Raw genomic sequence first — 20280 nt, forward strand, 5'->3', positions numbered from 1 at the left:
ACTTTAAAGCATAAAAAAAACACAATGATTACATTGTGCTTTTAAGTACTATAATAGTGACTGGTTATATTTTGTTTCCGTAGATATCTATTTGTACCACTGGTTTACCAAGTTGTTTGACTTCTTCAAATTGAGTGGCTTTATCACCAACTACTAAATAAACCATTTCAGACTCTTTTAAATATTGGTCTATAATTGTTTGATAATCTTCCAAACTCATAGATAACAATTCGTCTTGGTCTGTATCTAAAAAGTTATCAGCTTTATTGTATTTACTAATACGTCTTAATATCCCTAATTGTGCGCCTAAACTTTCATAAGCTCTAGTATTACCTTTTAATATTTTATTTTTGGTTAACTCTACTTCTGTATCTGTGAAGCTTTCTTTATAGTCTTTAACCATGTTTTTAATGATTTCTAGAGACTTTAAAGTGGCATTGGCACGAACACTTGTTCTAATAGCAAAAGGACTAACAGCTTCACGATTTGTAATACCAGAATATGCTCCATAAGTATATCCTTTTCCAATCCTAAGCGTTTGAAATAAACGACCACTTGATCCTCCTCCTAAGATTTCGTTAGCAAAATCAAGATTGTTGGCATTTTGGTCTTTTCCAGATAACGCTAATTTACCAATATATAACACAGATTGTTTAGCATCTGGTACATCTACAAAATATAGTGTTCCGGCTGCATCTGTTGATTGAACCGCTAATGTTGGTACATTTATAGTATCTCCTTTCCAAGCTTTTAAAGGACTTAAAGCAGCTATGGTTTGCGTTTTGTTAATGGCTCCAGCAATATGGAATGTAGCATCCTTAGGTGATAAGTTGTGGTAATAGGCTTTTAAATCTTCCATTGTAATATCCTTAGTACTTTGTAAAGTCCCAGAACTATTAATACCAAAACGGTTATCCTTGCCATACATTAATTGGTTAAATACATTGGAGGCTATTGCGTTAGGATTAGCTTCGCTACCTTTTAAACTTGTTTCTAAAGCTTGTTTAAGTCTACTAAACTCACTAGCATCCCAACGTGGTTCTAAAATAATCTCTTTAACTAGTTTAATAGTCTCGTCTAAATTTTTAGTTAAACACGATCCTGTAATATGAAAATCCTCATTTGCACTATACATATTAATATTAGCACCTAATAACCCAATAGCTTCCTCTAAATCTGCAGCAGTTTTTGTTTTTGTCCCTTGCATCATCAAATCGCTAAATAAATTAGAGACACCTTCTTTTCCTTTTGGATCTAATAATTGTCCACCAGGAATTGTAATATCAAACTGTACTAAAGGCACTTCGTTATTTTCTATTCCATATAAAGCCATTCCGTTTTCTAATTCTCCTTTCCAAATAGCAGGTGCTTTAAATACCGGAAGTTTACCAAAATCAGGTTCGCTTCTATCAAATTTACTAGGAGTTTTTTCGTAAACCGCTTCTTCACCTTGACTAACCTCTTCATTAGCGACGTCTTGTTTAACCTCTTCTATCCAAACTGTTGCTTCTTTACTTTCAGCTACAGCTAAATCTAATTGTCCCTTTGGTACAACGCTAGTCATTACAGCATGTTTATCTTTTAAGTAGGTATTATACACACGCATAATATCTGCTTCTGTAACAGCATTAGTTAATTTAGCACGTTTTGTAATAAAGCTAGGATCACCATTAAACTCGTTATCCTGAACTAATTGAAATGCTTTATTTAACACAGTACTTACACCTTGATATAAATCTGTTTCTAATTGCGCTTTAATGCGTTTTAAATCTGCCGAATTAACTCCGTTAGTTTCAAAACGTTTTAAACCATCATCAATAGCAGACTTGACTTGATCTAAATCTGTACCTGCATTAGCACGCACTCTAAAAACAAATTCGCCTGCTAATTCGCTACTATTTTGATAAGTCCCAACATTAGGTGCTAATTTTTGTTCTTGTACAATCACATTATATAAAGGTGATTTTTTGCTTCCGCTAAGTAATTGCCCTAAAATATCCAAAGCATAAGTGTCTTCATGATAATTTTTAACTGTAGGATACACCACTCTAATTTCTGGAAGTTTCGCAAAATTATCTTCAAAATATAAAGACTTGGTTTCATTTAATACAACAGGTTCAAAATTTTGCTCTTCAACTTCTGGTCCACTTGGGATTTCTCCAAACCATTGTTCAACCAATTTTTTAGTCTCTGCAACATCAATATCTCCTGCAATAACTAAAGAGGCATTTTTTGCACCATAATACTGTTGGTAAAAGGCTTTAACATCATCTATAGTTGCTGCTTGTAAATCTGGTAAGGCACCAATAACTGTCCAACTATAAGGATGTCCTTCTGGATATAGGTTTTTTCTAATAATCTCGTCTGTATAACCGTAAGCTGCATTATCAACACGCTGACGTTTTTCGTTTTTAACCACTTGCTTTTCGCGCTCTAAAGCAGCTTCTGTCACTGTGTTAATCATGTAACCAAAACGGTCTGAATCAATCCACATGATTTTTTCAAATGCGTCTTTAGGTACAACCTCGTAATATACTGTATAATCGTTAGAGGTTCCACCATTACGACTTCCACCCCATTCTGGTATCATTTTACGATTGGCACCAACAGGAACATTCTCTGAATCATTAAAAGACATATGCTCAAAAAAGTGAGCAAATCCTGTTTTTCCTGGTTTTTCGCGGTTAGAACCAACGTGCATTAATGTAGCAACAGCTACAATTGGGTCAGAATGGTCTTCATGAAGGATTACTTCTAAACCATTTTTTAAAGTGAATTTTTCATAATTGATTTTAAAATCTTCGGTTTTGGTAGTTTCAGTAGTACCTGAATCTTTGCAAGAGATTACTGTTAAGGACATTAGCAGTAAAGCAAATTTAATTGTACGCATTATTTTTAGTTTTTTTGATTGTGGTTTAAAGATAATCAATAAATTTTTGTCTTAAATTTTTAATAAATTAAATGAAAATGAAATTGAATTTAATTATCTTTAAGTAATCTTAAAATCTAAATATATGGATATCAATTTTGAATATGACAAGGTAAAAGCAAGTGAGGCTTTAGAGGAATTTACTACTGAAAAAATCCAAAAACTTTTTAATAAATATGAATTTATAGTACGTGCTGATGTATTTTTTAAATTAGAAAATACTAATGACGATAAATCAGGTAAAATTGCTGGTATTAGACTTAGTGCTCCAGGACCTAGACTATTTGCTGAAGAAAGCAAAGAGACCTTGCACAAAAGTGTTAGCGAAGTTGTCAATCAATTAGAAAGACAATTAGCAAAACGTAAAGGAAAAATGAATACGCATTAATTTAATGCTATACTTTATATAAAAAAAAGCGACTTGAAAAAGTCGCTTTTTTATGTTTTAAAATTAAACAGATAGTTGTTTAAATTTAATACCTAATGTGGTTTCTACTTTTTTAAGATCACTATGCTCATTGCCTAAAATTAATGCAATAGATTCTCCTTTTTTACCAGCACGTGCTGTACGACCACTTCTATGTGTGTAATACTCAGTATGCTCTGGTAATTGGTGATGGATTACAAATGCTAAATCATTAACATCAATACCTCTAGCAGAGACGTCTGTAGATATTAATAATTGTAATGTTGTGTTTTTAAAAGCACGCATGACTTTATCGCGCTCTTTTTGTTGCATATCACCTTCTAAAGCTCCAACGTTAAATCCTTCGGTTTCTAATTGATGTCTTAGCGCTTGTGCACCAGCTTTTGTTTTTGTAAAAATTATTCCACGTTGGTTCTCTCGGTCTTCTAAAAGTCTAATTAATGTAGACGATTTTTCGTGCAACGTCGTTTCAACAAAATAATGAGATATGTTTTGGTTTACAACACTGTTTCTATCAATCTCTAATCTTATAGCTTCATCAGCGATGTAACGCTTCACAATATCTTTTAAGTCGTTAGACATAGTAGCACTAAATAACCACGTATTTTTTTTACCTGTAACCCCTTTTAAAATAGAGGTTAAATCATTTTTAAAACCCATGCTTAGCATTTCATCTGCTTCGTCTAAAACAATGGTTTTAACTTGAGATAAATCTACAGCCTCACGCGTCATTAAATCAACTAATCGACCTGGAGTTGCCACAATAATATGTGTTGTTCTAGCAACGTTACGTAGCTGAATATCAATCTTTTCTCCACCATAAACACCTTCTAAAAATATTTTAGAATTATTGTATTTAGTGAATTTAAATAGTTGCTTTTTAATTTGCTGAACCAACTCTCTTGTTGGCGCAATTATTAACGCTTGGACAGCCTCGTTTTTAGGATTTATTTTGTGTAATAAAGGTAAACCAAAAGCAGCGGTTTTACCAGTTCCTGTTTGTGCTAAACCAATAAAATCGGTTGATGATTTTAATAACATAGGAATCGCTTGTGCCTGAATTTCGGTTGGCGATTTAATCCCTAATTCCTTTAGTGATTTTATATAGTTTTTATCTAAACCAAGGTCTTTAAAAGTCATAATTTAAAAGTAATAAGTCTGTGTTATTAATATGTTTTTACAAAAGTAAGCAACTGCAAACTGCGACTGAATACTGTTACATTTAAGGTTTAATCTTCTGGTGGAAAACCATTGATTTCTTCAAAAATCTCGTCAAAATTAGTACGTAAATAAGCGTTTAATTTTTTACGATAATCGTCTTTTAGCCACTCTACAAAGTTAAAGGTACTTTTACTAATACATTTAGTATATCTAGAAATACGGTAATCTATATCGTCACCCAATAACTTAGCTAAAGCTAAAGCGTCCCATAAATCCTCGCTGTTTTCTGTACAAATGTGTGCATGATGTTGGATAGAGCGCTCTAATACCACTTTAGAGCTTTCTCCTGCTCTGATACTATCAATATAGCATTTTTTGATATCAAAATACACATGGTCAGACTTTTTAAATTGCTCACGTAAGTCTTCTGGCATTTCATATCTAAAATTGTTTTCAAGCTCTTCATCACTTAAAATACCATCTAAATAGTAATTTGGAGAACGGAAAATTTTATGCCAATCTAAATCACTTCCCCAAGGTCCAAATCTGTGTAAATTGTTACCTAAATCGATAACTATAAACTTGTTTTTGTTTTTTAATATACGTGATCCACGACCAATCATTTGATAATACAATGTTAATGACTTGGTTGCTCTGTTAAGCATGATACAATCTACTGTTGGCTCATCAAAACCAGTGGTTAAGATACTTACAGAAGTTAAGATGGCATCAGGCGTTTCTTTAAACCATTTTAAGATGGCTTTACGCTCTTTTTTAGTATTATTATTATCTAAATGTGCTACTGGATAACCAGCACGTCTAAAGGTATCGTATACGTGTAATGAGGTATTAATACCATTATTAAATATTAATGTTTTTTTACCTTTACAACGCTCTTCATAAGCTTGGATAAGCTTAGTTAACATGTCAGTATTGGTATATAAATCTTCTGATGATTTTACTGTATAATCTCCATTTGCACCAACCACTAAAGAGGTTAATCCTACGTTGTATGAAAATATTTCAGCACGCGCTAAAAATTCGTTTTCAATTAAAGATTGGATGGTTTCACCAACAATTAACTCGTTATAATTATCCTTCATTGGAAGGTTAATGTTACTACTTAAAGGTGTTGCTGTTACACCAAGAATAAACGATTTTTCAAAAAACTTAAATAACTTAGTAAAACTGTTGTAGTGGGCCTCATCAATAATGACTAGTCCAATGTCTGAAATATCTAGTTTATTATCGGTTAAACGATTATTTAGTGTCTCCACCATTGCCACGAAGCAATTAAAATCACCTTGATCACTTAAATCTGCTTTACTGTCAACAATTTTATTACTAACACCAAATTCTGTAAGCATATTTGATGTTTGCTTACATAATTCAATCCTGTGTGTCATTACTAACACTTGTTTTTTGTGGTGTTTTAAATATTGTCTTACAATTTCAGAGAAGATAACCGTTTTTCCACCTCCTGTAGGTAGTTGATATAATAAGTGATAATCTTCAGGCGCTTCTTCAAAACATTTAAAAATCTTATCTATTGCACCTTTTTGGTAGCTATAAAGACTTTTTCCTTCTGTACGTTCTTGTAATTCTAGAGTTTTAGTAGACATTAATTAATTGCAATTTTTAAATTTTAAGATGTGCAAAAATACAACGATTTAAAGGGTTTCAACGACTATTCTGTAAAAAAAATTATTATGTCTACTTTTACATGATATTATGAGTGATAAAACAGATAATTTTCAAGCCCAATTTAGTGGCTTTTTTAATACGCCACATTTATTTTTTTCCGAAATAAATACCATGCAACCTTTTGTTAAGCAATTAGATAGATTTTTTGTGTTTAATAAAGTGGTTAGACCTAATATAAGATTAGGGCAACGTGTAGAACAATTTGTATTTGAAGAGTTAAAGCATTTTGATGATATTTCTGTTTTGTCAGAAAATATCCAAATTCAAGAAAATGTTAATCAAACTATTGGCGAATTAGATTGCTTACTTTTGGATAAAGCGCAACCTATTCATTTAGAAATTCAGTTTAAATACTATCTATATGATGCTAATTTAGGTAATACTGAAATAGAGTGTTTAATTGGACCTATGCGTCGTGATAGTTTAATTGAAAAATTAAATAAACTTAAGCTAAAGCAACTACCACTACTACATAATAATGCTACTACACCTTATTTGGATAAATTACAATTAAAAGCAAACACTATTAAACAACAAATATATTTTAAAGCTCAAATTTTTGTGCCTTACGGAAGCGACATTACTTTTAAAACTATAAATAATGCTTGTGTTTATGGATTTTACTTTAATTATAAAGATTTAGGTTTATTTAAAGATTGTAAGTTTTATAAACCACAAAAAACAGACTGGTTATTAGATTTAAATAGTCATGTTAATTGGTTGACTTTAGAGCAAATACAACCACAATTAACTGTGTATCAATCCGAAAACTATTCACCATTATTATGGCTAAAGTTTCCTAATGGTCAAATGACCAAATGCTTTGTGGTTGCTTGGTAGTGTAATAGTTTTACTTAATAATTATATTAGTATATTAGTCTTTAAATTATATTATTATATCGCTTAAAATGAAAAAATCAATACCACTTTTAATCACCTTAGTGTTTTTAGTTTCTTGTAAATCTAAACAAGAAACTGCCAATAATAACATTGAAGATACCTATAAAAAATCCCGTTTATACGATCAGGAAAATAATAGAATAAGTGAATCTAAATTTTACAATCAACTATTAAAAAACCAAGATTTATCATGGGCTTATGTGTCCAATAAAACAAAATTTGATAAACGATTAGTAGCTGGTCAAAAACATGGTATCATATCAAATAAAGCAACTATAATAAAACAATTAAACAATACATTAAATATTGATATTGCTAGTGACAAACCTGTAGTGATTATTTATTATCCAGGAAAAGACCCTTGTAATTCTAGTGGATCTGCAACAAAACAAACACGAGCAAAAGCACAACAAGACTTTGAAGATAAATTATACAATTTAGCTCAAATCAAACCTATTTACTTGTATAAAACTATAGATGGTTTAGCAAATAATTATGATCTATCTAAATGGCATCAAGATCCAGATGGTTTAATTGAATCTTTATTTTTTGAATACCATTATCCTTGCTCTAGCTATTTAGTCATTTCAAAAGATAGCGAATTTACTAGTAACTTTGGAGAGTTTAATTATTCTGAAATTTTAGGAACAACCAAAAGACTTAATCAATAGTTAATAACTACTGACAAAACCCTTTTATTTAGTTAACTTATTCACTTATTTTGCGACTTTAAATCTAAAAATTAAAGCCTAATTGTGGCGCATTAATACATTAGCGCAACACACTAATCTTTTGTGTTTTAATAATAAATTGACCTAATAAAATGAAAGTCTGTATTGCCGAAAAACCATCTGTAGCTAGAGAAATAGCTCAAGTATTAGGTGCCAACGCTAAACGCGATGGTTATTATGAAGGTAATGGCTATGCAGTAACTTATACTTTTGGTCACCTTTGTACCTTAAAAGAACCAAACGATTATAAACCCTATTGGAAAAGTTGGGATTTAAACAACTTACCAATGTTACCAGAAAAATTTGAAACTAAAGTCACCAAGGACTCTGGTATACAAAAGCAATTTAAAATTGTTAAAAGCCTATTTGATAAAGCAGATGTGGTGATAAACTGTGGTGATGCAGGAACAGAAGGAGAATTAATCCAACGTTGGGTTATTGATCAAGCTAAATATAAAGGTGAAGTACAGCGTTTATGGATTAGCTCCTTAACGACTGAAGCAATAAAAGAAGGTTTTGAAAAACTAGAGCCAAGTAAAAAATACGACAATCTATATTATGCAGGTTTTTCGCGTGCTATTGGTGATTGGCTGCTTGGTATGAATGCTACAAGACTATATACGGTTAAATATGGTGGTTACAAGCAAGTGTTAAGTGTTGGACGTGTACAAACGCCAACTTTAGCAATGGTTGTAAACCGTTGGAAAGAAATAGAAAACTTTAAGCCTCAACCCTATTGGGAACTGCAAACCATGTATCGCGATACGCTGTTTAGCTATGAAGAAGGTCGTTTTTTAAAAATGGAAGATGGAGAAAAGTTAGCTAATATTGTTAAAGCGCATGACTTTGAAATTGTCTCTATCACCAAGAAAAAGGGTAATGAATATGCTCCAAAATTATTTGACTTAACAGGGTTACAAGTTTACTGTAATACCAAGTTTGGATTTTCTGCAGACGATACCCTTAAAATTGTACAAAAACTGTATGAAATGAAGGTGGTTACCTACCCAAGAGTAGATACAACCTATTTACCCAACGATATTTACCCAAAAGTACCTGGTATTTTAAAAAATCTGACACAATACGCAACTTTAACTGCTCCTGTGTTAGCAAAAAAAATTAAAAAATCTAAAAAGGTTTTTGATGATGCTAAGGTTACAGATCACCATGCCATTATACCAACAGGTGTGCAAAGTAATCTGCAGTATAATCAACAACAAGTGTATGATATTATTACACGACGTTTTATTGCTGTTTTTTACGACGATTGCAAAGTGGCTAACACAACAGTCATTGGAAAAGCCGAAAGCGTTAACTTTAAAACCACTGGTAAAGAAATCCTTGAAAAAGGATGGCGTGTCGTGTTTGAAACTAAAGACAGCCCAACTAAAGAGCCTGGTTTACTACCAACCTTTATTAAAGGCGAAAAAGGACCACACGAACCTAGTTTTTTAGAAAAACAAACCAAACCACCCAACCAATATACAGAAGCAACACTACTTCGTGCTATGGAAACTGCAGGAAAACAAGTGGACGATGATGAGCTGCGTGACTTAATGAAAGAAAACGGTATTGGTAGACCATCAACACGTGCAAATATCATTGAAACACTATTTAGACGTAAGTACATAAAACGTAATAAAAAACAAGTATTACCAACCGTTACAGGTATCCAATTAATAGATATTATTAGTAATGATTTACTAAAATCAGCCGAGTTGACTGGTCTTTGGGAGAAACAATTAAAAGATATAGAAAAAGGCGAATATTCTGCTGCTGCTTTTATTAAAAACATGAAGCATATGGTGGATCAATTAGTGTATGAAGTACGAAGCGAAAAAATTGAAGCTAAATTAAGTTACACTAATAATAAAACAGAAAAGACCACCAAAACAAAATCTAAAACCAAGTCAAAAAGCAAAGGTATTGTTGGTAAAGCCTGTCCTAAATGTAAACAAGGACAACTTTTAAAAGGAAAAAAGGCCTACGGTTGTACTAATTATGGTAAAACATGTGATTTTGTATTACCGTTTAGTTTTGGCGAAAAAAACATATCCGAAAATCAATACAAACGTTTATTGGACAAAGGATCTACCGTTAATTTAAAAGGTTTTAAAGTCGAAGGTGTAACTGTTGAAGGTTTGCTGCGTTTTGATGATAATTTTAAACTTAAATTAGAACCTAAGCAAAAAAAGCCTGCTAAAGCAAATTCAAATTCCGAAACTAACCCTTGTCCTAAATGTAAAAAAGGAACAATTATAAAAGGCAAAACAGCTTATGGTTGTAGTGACTATAAATCAGGATGTGACTTTAGGTTTAGTTATGATTTGATTCGTGAAAAAGCCAATGGACAGCAACTTACAAAGGATTTAGTATTTAAAATTTTATATGGAAACTAGCCATAAACACTTTAAAATATACAAACCTTATAGGATGCTAAGTCAGTTTTCTAGCAATGCTGCTAAAGAACAAAAAAAGCGTTTTTTAAGCGAATTAGGTGATTTTCCGCAAGGCATTATGCCTATTGGACGTCTAGATGAAAAAAGTGAAGGTCTACTCCTACTAACCACAGACGGTAAGCTAAGTGACCATGTTAACCAATCCGGAATTGAAAAAGAATACTATGCCTTAGTAGATGGCGACATTTCCGCGAAAGCGATACAACAATTATCAGAAGGTGTTGAAATAGGATTTAATGGTAAAAAATACACTACCAAACCTTGTAAGGTCCGTAAATTAACGGAAATACCTAAATTACCAGAACGCTCTAAAAAAATTAGAGATGCAAGACATGGTCCAACAACTTGGATTTCGGTAACCTTAACAGAAGGTAAATTTAGACAAGTCCGTAAAATGACTAGTGCTGTAAATTGCCCAACCCTGCGTTTAGTGCGTGTTAGAGTCGGAAATATTACTTTAGATAACATGCAAGTTGCAGATGTTTTAGCTATTAAAAATCTAAACCAATTACTTTAACGTATCTTTAGTTTTTATAGCAAGAGTAATTGTCAAAAACATAGTACTTTTGTTTTAAATATTAACATATTTCATGATACAATACGCACATTTTTTTTACGATTATTTTAGAGATTTAGGACTTACTAGAGTAACATCTAAGTACCTAAATATGTTAGTGTTATTAGTTTTAACACTAATCTTTATTTTAATTTTAGATCTATTAGTTAGAAAGGTTTTAAGGTTGATTTCGGCTAAAATTGCATCACGAACAAAATCAAATTTTGACGACTTACTTATTACCAATCGTGTGCCAAGAAATATAGCGCATATTCCAGCTTTATACACAGCAATAAAAAGTATTCCGTTAGTATTTAGTGACTTTTCAAATTTGCATTTGCTTTTTGAAAAATGTATGCAAGTCGCTGGTATTATTTTAGGGTTGTGGATAGTAAGAAGCTTACTTAATACTTTAAAAAACTACTTTAAGACACTACCTAGTTTAAGAGACAAACCTATTGATAGTTACATACAAGTATTTATGATATTTGCATGGATTGTTGGTGCAGGATTAGCTATGGCTGTTCTTGTTGGAGGCGACTCGTTATGGAAGTTTATTACTGGTTTTGGTGCTGCTACAGCTATTATATTGTTAATATTTAAGGATACCATTTTAGGTTTTGTAGCTAGTATACAAGTATCTATTAATGATATGGTGCGCATTGGTGATTGGATTACCTTTGAAAAATTTGGAGCAGATGGAGATGTTATTGAAATTAATTTAGCAACGGTTAAGGTTCAAAATTTTGACAACACTATTACTACTATACCAACGTATGCTTTAATATCTGATTCGTTTAAAAACTGGAGAGGAATGACAAACTCTGATGGTAGACGTATTAAACGACACATGTTAATTAAGCAAACGTCTATCAAATATCTAAATAATGAAGATATTGAACGTTTAAAACAGATTGAAATTATTTCGACTTATTTAAGCACTATGCAAGATAAAATTAACAATTTTAATACATCGCATGGTATAGATAAATCCTCATTAATTAATGGTCGTAACATGACCAATATTGGTGTTTTTAGAAAATTTATTCAAACCTATCTAGAGCAACATTCTGCTATTAATAATAACATGCTATTAATGGCAAGGCAACTACAACCTACCTCACAAGGTGTACCTCTAGAAATTTACTGTTTTAGTAAAGACAAACGTTGGGAGAGTTATGAGTATGTTATGAGTGACCTTTTTGATCACTTCCTTGCTGCTGTACCTTACTTTGATTTAGAACTGTTTGAATTGCCTAGCAACAGTACTTTCAAGTAAATTTCTTTTATATTTCTTTAAAAAAGTTAATTAATAGTTAATTTGATTTCAATTGTAATAGTATTACTATTATCTTTGCAATCAAATAATTAATTATGCATACTTTACTTTCAAATTTAAAGATTAATATTAACGATAAAATTTACCTTAAAGACCCAGAATCCTCTGATTTAGGGAAACGTATCGTTGAAAACAGTATTCAATTAATTGACGAGATTGGATTTGATGTATTTACTTTTAAAAAGTTAGGTGCTAAAATTGGTTCCAACGAAAGTAGTATCTATCGTTATTTTGAAAGTAAACACAAACTATTAATTTACCTTACCTCGTGGTATTGGAGTTGGTTAGAATATCAATTAGTTTTTGCAACAAATAGTATAGCTAATCCAAAAGATAAAATTGAAAAAGCTATTGAAGTACTTGCGCAATCTGCAACACTAGACTCTAATTTCTCTCATATAGATGAGGTAATTTTAAAGCGTATTGTAATTAATGAGTATTCTAAATCCTATTTAACTAAAGAGGTCGATAACGAAAATAAAGATGGTTATTTTTTAGTATACAAAAGACTTGTGACAAGACTACACGACATGATATTGTCTATAGATAATGACTATCCGTATGCCTTTAGTTTGGCAAGTACTGTTATTGATGGTGCATTACATCAGCATTTTTTAAAAGATCATTTTACTACCATATCTGACCTTAAAAGAGCAGACGATCCTACTAACTATTTTAAAGATTTAGTTTTCAAAACCCTAAACATCCCAACAAATGAGTAAAAAAATCCTTACCGCTTGGCAACGTTTTATTAGCCTATTAAAACTAGACAAAAAGGACGTTAGACAAGTTTTTTTCTATGCAATTTTTGCTGGATTAGTAAACCTATCGCTACCACTTGGAATACAAGCTATTATTAATTTATTACAAGCAGCTCAAGTTAGTACGTCATGGATAGTTTTAGTCATATTAGTTACTTTAGGTGTCGTTTTTGTTGGTGTATTACAACTAATGCAGATTAGAATTATTGAAAACATTCAGCAAAAGATTTTTACAAGAGCGTCATTTGAGTTTGCGTACCGTTTTCCTAAAATGAAAATGAGCGAATTAAATGGATATTATCCGCCAGAATTAGCTAATCGTTTTTTTGATACAATAAACGTACAAAAAGGGATTGCTAAGGTAATGATAGACTTTCCAGCTGCAGTATTACAAATTGTATTTGGATTAATGTTATTATCCTTTTACCATCCCTTTTTTATAATTTATGGTGCTTTACTTTTAATCTTAATTTACGTAGTATTTAAGTTTACTGCAGAAAAAGGGCTAAGAACAAGTATCGACGAGTCTAACCATAAATACAAAGTAGCACATTGGTTACAAGAAATTGCTAGATCAATTGTTAGTTTTAAATTATCTGGTAAAACAAGTTTAGCGCTAAATAAAAATGATAAATTAGTTACTAATTATTTAGAAGCACGTGAGAGTCATTTTAAAATATTGGTTGTACAATTCATTCAACTAATTGGCTTTAAGGTGCTTGTTACTGCAGGATTATTAATGATTGGTGGTGCTTTAGTACTTAATCAACAAATGAATATTGGTCAATTTGTTGCTGCAGAGATCATTATCTTATTAGTTATTAATTCTGTAGAAAAACTAATATTAGGGCTAGAAACCTTTTATGATGTTTTAACTTCTATTGAAAAATTAGGTAAAGTTGTTGATAAAGAGTTAGAGCCTCAGGATGGCGAAATTTTAAATGTAAAACATAATGACTTTAATATAGAACTTGACAATGTATCTTATAGTGTTAAAGACAGAAAAAAACCGATTTTACAAGATGTTTCTTTAAAAATTAATGCAAAAGACCGCATCTTAATTCAAGGTAATAGTGGTTCTGGTAAATCTAGTTTGTTAAAATTAATAGCTGGAGTAATCAGTCCAACAGGTGGAAGCGTTTATGTTTGTGATAAATCGCTAACAAGCCTAAATATTAATAGTTATAGACAACATATTGGTCAAACTTTAGTAGAAGAAACTCCTTTTGAAGGTACACTTTTACAAAACATTACGTTTGGAGATACAGACATTACAAGTCAGCAACTAGATTGGGCTATTCAAAATGTAGGATTAAAAGATTTTGTAAAACAATTACCTAATGGTTTAAATACAATGATTTATCCAGAAGGAAAAGGGGTTTCCTTTACTGTTTCTAAAAAAATTATGTTAGCTAGAAGTATTGTTAAAAATCCTAAATTATTAATGCTTAAAGAGCCTTTAGATCAGTTTGAAGCTAAAGAAGCTCAACAACTGGTAGATTTTTTAAGTCAACCTGAACACCCTTGGACATTAGTTGTGGTAAGCCAGAATAACATTTGGAAACCAAAATTAAACAAGCTTATTATTTTAGATAAAGGTCAAATAATTAACACTAAATAGTATGTTAAATATTTCAACAAATAGCGTCAATAAAAACGTTGACATCAGTCGCTTCACTTCAGTGCAAAAAGCGCTACACAGGAGGCATTACAAACATTTTAATCGTTTACTTATTACATTTGGAGTCATTGGTATTATTATATTGTTTTTACCATGGACTCAAAATATTACAGCTTCAGGATTAGTCACTACGTTAACACCAGATCAACGTCCTCAAACTATACAATCTCCAATTCCTGGACGTATAGAAAAATGGTTTGTTAAAGAAGGGGATTTTGTGTCTAAAGGAGATACAATCTTATTTATTTCTGAAATCAAAAACGAATATTTTGATCCAAATTTAGCTGAAAGAACAAGTCAACAAATTAAAGCCAAATCATCTTCTGTACAATCGTATGTTGGTAAAGTCAATGCTTTAAATAATCAGATTTCGGCTTTAGCCAATGAAAGAAAATTAAAACTTGAACAAGCAGAAAACAAACTTTTACAATCTAAATTAAAGGCTAAAAGTGATAGTATAGATTTTGAAGCTTCAAAAACCAATTTAAGTATTGCGCAAAAACAATTTGAGCGTACACAGCAATTACAATCAGAAGGCTTAAAAGCAGTTACAGATGTTGAAGAAAAACGCCTAAAATTGCAAGAAACTCAAGCAAAGCTAATATCTCAAGAAAATAAATATTTAGCTGCTCAAAATGAAATTATCAATGCTAAAGTCGAGTTAAACCGTATTAGCGCAGAATACACAGATAAAATATCTAAAGCGCAAAGCGATAAGTTTACAGCACAATCTAGTGGTTTTGATGCCGAAGCTCAGGTTACAAAACTTGAAAACGCTTTTACCAATTACTCAATACGTAATGAGATGTACTATATTAAAGCACCTCAGGATGGTTACATTAATAAAGCTATAAAGGCTGGTATAGGAGAAACGTTTAAAGAAGGCGAACAGTTGGTAGGAATCTCTCCTTCTAATTTTGACGTAGCTATTGAGACTTTTATAAACCCAATAGACTTACCATTAGTGCATATTGGCGAAGTTTTTAGAGTACAGTTTGATGGTTGGCCTGCCATTATATTTAGTGGTTGGCCTAACGTATCGTATGGTACTTATGGAGCTAAAGTGGTAGCAATCGAGCGTTTTATTAGTCCTAACGGAAAATTTAGAGTGCTTTTAGCACCTGCTGAAAACGAGCACAAATGGCCTGAAGCTATTCGCGTTGGTTCTGGTGCCAGAGCTATTGGATTATTAGAGGATGTCCCTATTTGGTTTGAGTTGTGGAGACAATTAAATGGCTTCCCTCCTAACTATTATCAACCTAGTGGTAGCAAAACAGCTAAAGCAGATAAAAAATAAATATGAAAAAAGTTATTTTATTTATAGCAATTATTATTCCTATTGCCCTGCAGTCTCAAACATTAGACAGTCTAAGTTATGCCGAATTTTTAGGCTACGTAAAACAATACCATCCTGTTGCAAAACAAGCCGATTTATTGCTTGAAAGTGGTCAAGCGTCATTAATGAAAGCACGTGGTGGTTTTGACCCAAAACTTGAAGCAGATTTTAATGAAAAAGATTATAAAAACACAGAGTATTATGAGCGTTTAAATGCGACATTTAAAGTTCCTACTTGGTATGGTATAGAGCTTAAAGCTAATTTTGAAGAAAATACAGGCTATTATTTAAATCCAGAAAACACAGTACCTGACGATGGATTATTTAGTGCTGGAATTGGATTTTCTTTAGGACAAGGTTTATTGATGAATAAGCGTATGGCTGATGTTAAAAAAGCTAAGTTTTTTAAAGCACAAACTCAAGCAGAACGTAATTTACAAGTAAATCAAATTCTTTATGATGCCTCTATTGCTTACTTTGATTGGTTACAAGCATATAATGAAACTAAAATTTATGAACGTTTTTTAGAAAATGCTAGCATTAGATTTGAAGGTGTACGCTCTAGCGTTTTAGCAGGAGATAAAGCTGGTATTGATAGTTTAGAAGCTGGTATTGTTGTTAAAAACAGAAGTCTTGAACTTGAACAAGCCAAAGTAAAATTATTAAAAACGCGTTTAGAGGCTTCTAATTTTATATGGCTAAACAATACGCCTGTAGATATAAATCAAACCGTAAGCCCAATGTCCACTTTAGAAGAAGATATTGATGTGGTTCTAGGCATTAATACCATCCAGAGTTATAACGTTGACAACCATCCAAAATTATTAGCTTTAGGTAGCAAAATAGACGGTTTAGATGTGGATAGACAATTAAAAGCTAATAAGTTATTACCTGTAATCGATGCTCAATATAATTTTTTATCAGAAACTCCAAATCAAGCCAATAGTTTTAATGCTTCATCTTACAAGGCTACCATAAATGTTGCATTTCCGTTGTTTTTAAGAAAGGAACGTGGTGATTTAAAATTATCTAAATTAAAATTACAAGATGCTCAATTTACATTTGCAGACACACAACTTCAAATAAAAAATAAAATTGAAGCTATAACACAAGAATTAGAGTCTTATAAGACACAAAATAAACTTATTAAAACAATCGTTGCGGACTATCAGACGTTGCTAAGTGCTGAAGAACGTAAATTTAGCTTTGGAGAAAGCTCAGTGTTTTTAATAAATAGCAGAGAGAACAAATTAATTGAATCTCAAGTAAAAGCAATTAAGCTTAATAATAAGTTTAATGTTACAAAAGCGAAGTTGTTTAACAGTTTAGGATTAGTACCTAATTAGGTTATTCGTCATTTTTTGGATTTGGATCAGCTTCAGATTTATCCTCTTCCTGCGATTTTAACTTAAGTACACTACCCTTTTCTTTAACAACAACAATTGATGCTTTAACACCTGTTGCAAGATTCCATTGGTTTGCTGCAATAACGTTACCTGCCTCATCCAAAACCTGAAACTCTGCTGTGTTTGGACCAGACGTTCCTTGGTTTAAGGCCTGAAAATCTATTTTATTAATTCCTTCGTCTAAATAAATAAGCAGCCCGTTAAATCCAGAAGTTAACGTTACACTAGGTACCATAATATCATCATTTAAAAAAACACGTATAGCATCTCCATCTGGATATTGATGATCTCTATAAATAATATTTACGGTTTTGGCAGTCGTTTTATATTCTCCTAAAAACTGATTAACCAAACTTCCGTTATTAGATTTTTCGTCATCTTCCTTAAACTTAAGTTGTTTTTTTAATTGCTTGTTAAATAGTTCTGCTGGATTTCTAAAATTGTTATCCTCTTCTATCATCGAGAATTCTTTTTTAGGTTTAACAGCTGTTTTAACTTCTTTTGGTGCTACAATTTTGTTGTTATCAGCAGTATCAGGTTTAACAGTTTCTGCTTCAGGAGCAGGTTCTATGATTAATTCTGGATCATCTTTAGGGTCTTCAGATTCTATTGCAGGAATGGCAAAACCATTATTCTGACTGTCTATTTGTGCATAACCACATAAAGAAACACTGAAAAGAATTAAAAAAGAAATGTAAAATTTCATGGTATTATAATCTATTATTAGTCGAAAATAAACCAAAAATCATACCTAAATGCTAAAAATATATTAATACTCTAATAATTTTAGCAATTCACCTTCAAATTTATCTCTAGAAAGGTATTGATCTTCTAATTGGTTTATAAATGGTATTGGTGTATCTAAACTTGCTACACGTTTGACTGGAGCATCTAATTGCTCAAAACAATGTTCCATTATTAATGCAGATATATCACTTGCTATTCCACCAAATAATGAGTCTTCTTGTAATATAATTGCTCTACCTGTCTTTTTAACAGACGCATAAATAGTGTCTGTATCTAAAGGTTGTAAAGTCCTTAAATCAATAACATCTGCTTTAATATTTGGATGTTTTTCTAGTGTATTTAAAGCCCAATGTACAGCTGCACCATAAGCTATAACAGTAACATCGTTTCCAGTTTGTAAGATTGCAGCTTTACCAAACGGAATTGTAAAATAATCCGTTGGAACTTGCTGTCTAATACTTCTATATAATGCTTTATGTTCAAAAAACAAGACAGGATTTGGGTCGTTAATAGCTGTAGCTAAAAGTCCTTTTGCATCATAGGGAAACGCTGGATAAACCACCTTTAAACCTGGTGTTTTAGTAAACCAAGCTTCGTTGGTTTGACTATGAAAAGGTCCTGCTGCAACACCTGCTCCACATGGCATTCTTAATACGACGTCTGCATTTTGGTTCCAACGATAATGTGATTTAGCTAAATAATTAACTACAGGATTAAATCCTGAGGTAACAAAGTCACTAAATTGCAACTCGACAACACTTTTAATTCCTGCAATGCTTAAACCCATTGCAGTTTCGATAATAGCAGATTCACAAATTGGAGTATTACGTACTCTCTCTTTTCCAAATTGCGCTACAAAACCATCAGTTATTTTAAATACACCACCATATTCGGCAACATCCTGACCCATAATTACTAAATCGTCGTGACGCTCCATAGATTGTTTTAATCCTTCAGATATAGCATCAATTAATCGTAATTCTTCAGTATTACTATTTTCTTTAAAATCTTGATATTCAAAGTATTGAAATACATCGTTTAATTCATTGCTTTCAATAGGAACGATTGGAGTTTCCGCGTAAGCGATATCTAAATTATCATTAATTTCTTTAATAATTTCGTCTTTTAAATCTGCAATAATCGTATCATCTAAAAGTGCTTGTTGTATTAAATACTCTTGAAAATTATCAATAGGATCTTTAGCTGCCCATTCATCCATTAAGTCTTGTGGCACATATTTGGTACCACTAGCCTCTTCGTGTCCTCGCATTCTAAAGGTTTTAAACTCGATTAAAACAGGACGCGGATTTTCTCGCATACTTGTTACAATGTCATTTAATTTAGTATAAACCTCAAGGATATTATTACCATCAATTATATGGCTTTCCATACCATAACCTATTGCTCTATCTGCTAAATCTTTACAATTATATTGCTCTGTAGTTGGTGTAGATAAACCATATCCATTATTTTCTATACAAAACAACACTGGTAATTGCCATACAGAAGCTACGTTTAACGCTTCGTGTATATCACCTTCACTTGTTCCGCCTTCTCCTGTAAATACAGCAGTGACTTGATTTTTATTTTTAAGTTTTGATGCTAATGCAATCCCATCTGCAACACCAAATTGAGGACCTAAATGACTAATCATTCCCACAATATTAAACTCTTGTGTTCCAAAATGAAAACTTCTGTCACGACCTTTAGTAAACCCATTAGCTTTTCCTTGCCATTGGGAAAACAACCTATACAAAGGGATGTCTCTAGTAGTAAAAACACCTAAATTTCTGTGCATTGGCAAGATGTATTCTTCCTTATCCAAAACTGAAGTAACACCAACAGATATGGCTTCTTGACCAATTCCAGAAAACCATTTACTTACCTTACCTTGACGTAGTAAAATCAGCATTTTTTCTTCTATTAATCTTGGTTTTAGCATACGCTTATAAAGGTTTAAAAGCGTTGTGTTATCTAGAGTTTTTTTATCAAAAGTCATTATCGTTTTTTCTAATACTGCTGTTTTCATAAATAGCGTTTGTCAAATATAGAATAATTGCTTAAAAGTAAATCAGCGCTTTTAAAAAAATATGACTATCATTTTTCCAATGTTTTCGCTACATTTGTATATATTACACTTATA

General features: G+C 31.8%; 15 protein-coding genes. 10 read left to right on the forward strand and 5 right to left on the reverse strand.

The genetic code is table 11. From position 1 onward, the window contains the following. Window positions 1-64 precede the first annotated feature (64 nt). Entirely contained in the window at window positions 65-2890 is a 2826-nt protein-coding gene (locus tag M890_RS0103395; protein WP_028282177.1) for a M16 family metallopeptidase, read from the reverse strand. 124 nt (window positions 2891-3014) lie between these two features. Here M890_RS0103395 and hpf point away from each other — a divergent pair, with 124 nt between their 5' ends. Further along, complete coding sequence (gene hpf / locus M890_RS0103400) at window positions 3015-3317, forward strand: ribosome hibernation-promoting factor, HPF/YfiA family (RefSeq protein WP_028282178.1); 303 nt, start codon at window positions 3015-3017, stop codon at window positions 3315-3317. A gap of 63 nt (window positions 3318-3380) precedes the next feature. On the opposite strand, the gene M890_RS0103405 is transcribed toward hpf, so the two are convergent. Continuing rightward, the gene (locus M890_RS0103405; protein WP_028282179.1) at window positions 3381-4499 is read right to left on the reverse strand and encodes a DEAD/DEAH box helicase; all 1119 of its coding nucleotides are present in this window, start codon (window positions 4497-4499) and stop codon (window positions 3381-3383) included. An 86-nt stretch (window positions 4500-4585) separates the two neighbouring features. Further along, window positions 4586-6139, reverse strand: coding sequence for a DEAD/DEAH box helicase (locus tag M890_RS0103410; RefSeq protein ID WP_028282180.1), 1554 nt, complete (start codon window positions 6137-6139; stop codon window positions 4586-4588). Between the two features lie 109 nt (window positions 6140-6248). On the opposite strand from M890_RS0103410, the gene M890_RS0103415 reads away from it, so the two are divergent. The 9 genes from M890_RS0103415 to M890_RS0103455 all read left to right on the forward strand — a co-directional run bounded on the left by M890_RS0103415 (window position 6249) and on the right by M890_RS0103455 (window position 17330). Continuing rightward, window positions 6249-7061 (forward strand): DUF1853 family protein, encoded by an 813-nt coding sequence (locus tag M890_RS0103415; RefSeq protein ID WP_028282181.1) that lies wholly within the window; start codon window positions 6249-6251, stop codon window positions 7059-7061. Between the two features lie 68 nt (window positions 7062-7129). Continuing rightward, window positions 7130-7792 (forward strand): hypothetical protein, encoded by a 663-nt coding sequence (locus M890_RS0103420; RefSeq protein WP_028282182.1) that lies wholly within the window; start codon window positions 7130-7132, stop codon window positions 7790-7792. A 152-nt stretch (window positions 7793-7944) separates the two neighbouring features. Next, window positions 7945-10251 carry a DNA topoisomerase 3 gene (locus M890_RS0103425; protein WP_028282183.1) on the forward strand — a complete coding sequence of 769 codons (2307 nt, stop codon included), beginning with the start codon at window positions 7945-7947 and terminating at the stop codon, window positions 10249-10251. After that, a complete protein-coding gene (locus M890_RS0103430; protein ID WP_028282184.1) occupies window positions 10241-10828 on the forward strand; it encodes a pseudouridine synthase in 588 nt (195 codons plus the stop codon). Before M890_RS0103425 ends, M890_RS0103430 begins: the two co-directional genes overlap by 11 nt. 73 nt (window positions 10829-10901) lie before the next feature. Next, entirely contained in the window at window positions 10902-12146 is a 1245-nt protein-coding gene (locus M890_RS0103435; RefSeq protein ID WP_028282185.1) for a mechanosensitive ion channel family protein, read from the forward strand. Between the two features lie 95 nt (window positions 12147-12241). Further along, complete coding sequence (locus M890_RS0103440) at window positions 12242-12928, forward strand: TetR/AcrR family transcriptional regulator (RefSeq protein ID WP_028282186.1); 687 nt, start codon at window positions 12242-12244, stop codon at window positions 12926-12928. Next, window positions 12921-14588, forward strand: a complete 1668-nt coding sequence (locus M890_RS0103445; RefSeq protein WP_028282187.1) for a peptidase domain-containing ABC transporter — start codon at window positions 12921-12923, stop codon at window positions 14586-14588. The genes M890_RS0103440 and M890_RS0103445 overlap by 8 nt, the downstream gene beginning before the upstream one ends. Before the next feature lies 1 nt (window position 14589). Then, window positions 14590-15945: an HlyD family secretion protein gene (locus M890_RS0103450; RefSeq protein WP_028282188.1), complete on the forward strand. Its 1356-nt coding sequence runs from the start codon at window positions 14590-14592 to the stop codon at window positions 15943-15945. Between the two features lie 2 nt (window positions 15946-15947). Beyond that, window positions 15948-17330, forward strand: a complete 1383-nt coding sequence (locus tag M890_RS0103455; RefSeq protein WP_028282189.1) for a TolC family protein — start codon at window positions 15948-15950, stop codon at window positions 17328-17330. Window position 17331: 1 nt separating this feature from the next. Here the strand turns inward: M890_RS0103455 and M890_RS15700 are convergent, their stop codons facing one another. Together M890_RS15700 and M890_RS0103465 are read right to left on the reverse strand one after the other, a co-directional pair. Beyond that, window positions 17332-18096, reverse strand: coding sequence for a hypothetical protein (locus M890_RS15700; protein WP_051437431.1), 765 nt, complete (start codon window positions 18094-18096; stop codon window positions 17332-17334). Between the two features lie 63 nt (window positions 18097-18159). Further along, the gene (locus M890_RS0103465) at window positions 18160-20136 is read right to left on the reverse strand and encodes an alpha-ketoacid dehydrogenase subunit alpha/beta (protein ID WP_028282190.1); all 1977 of its coding nucleotides are present in this window, start codon (window positions 20134-20136) and stop codon (window positions 18160-18162) included. Window positions 20137-20280 lie beyond the last annotated feature (144 nt).

Source organism: Olleya marilimosa CAM030, assembly GCF_000518485.1.
Taxonomy (GTDB): domain Bacteria; phylum Bacteroidota; class Bacteroidia; order Flavobacteriales; family Flavobacteriaceae; genus Olleya; species Olleya marilimosa.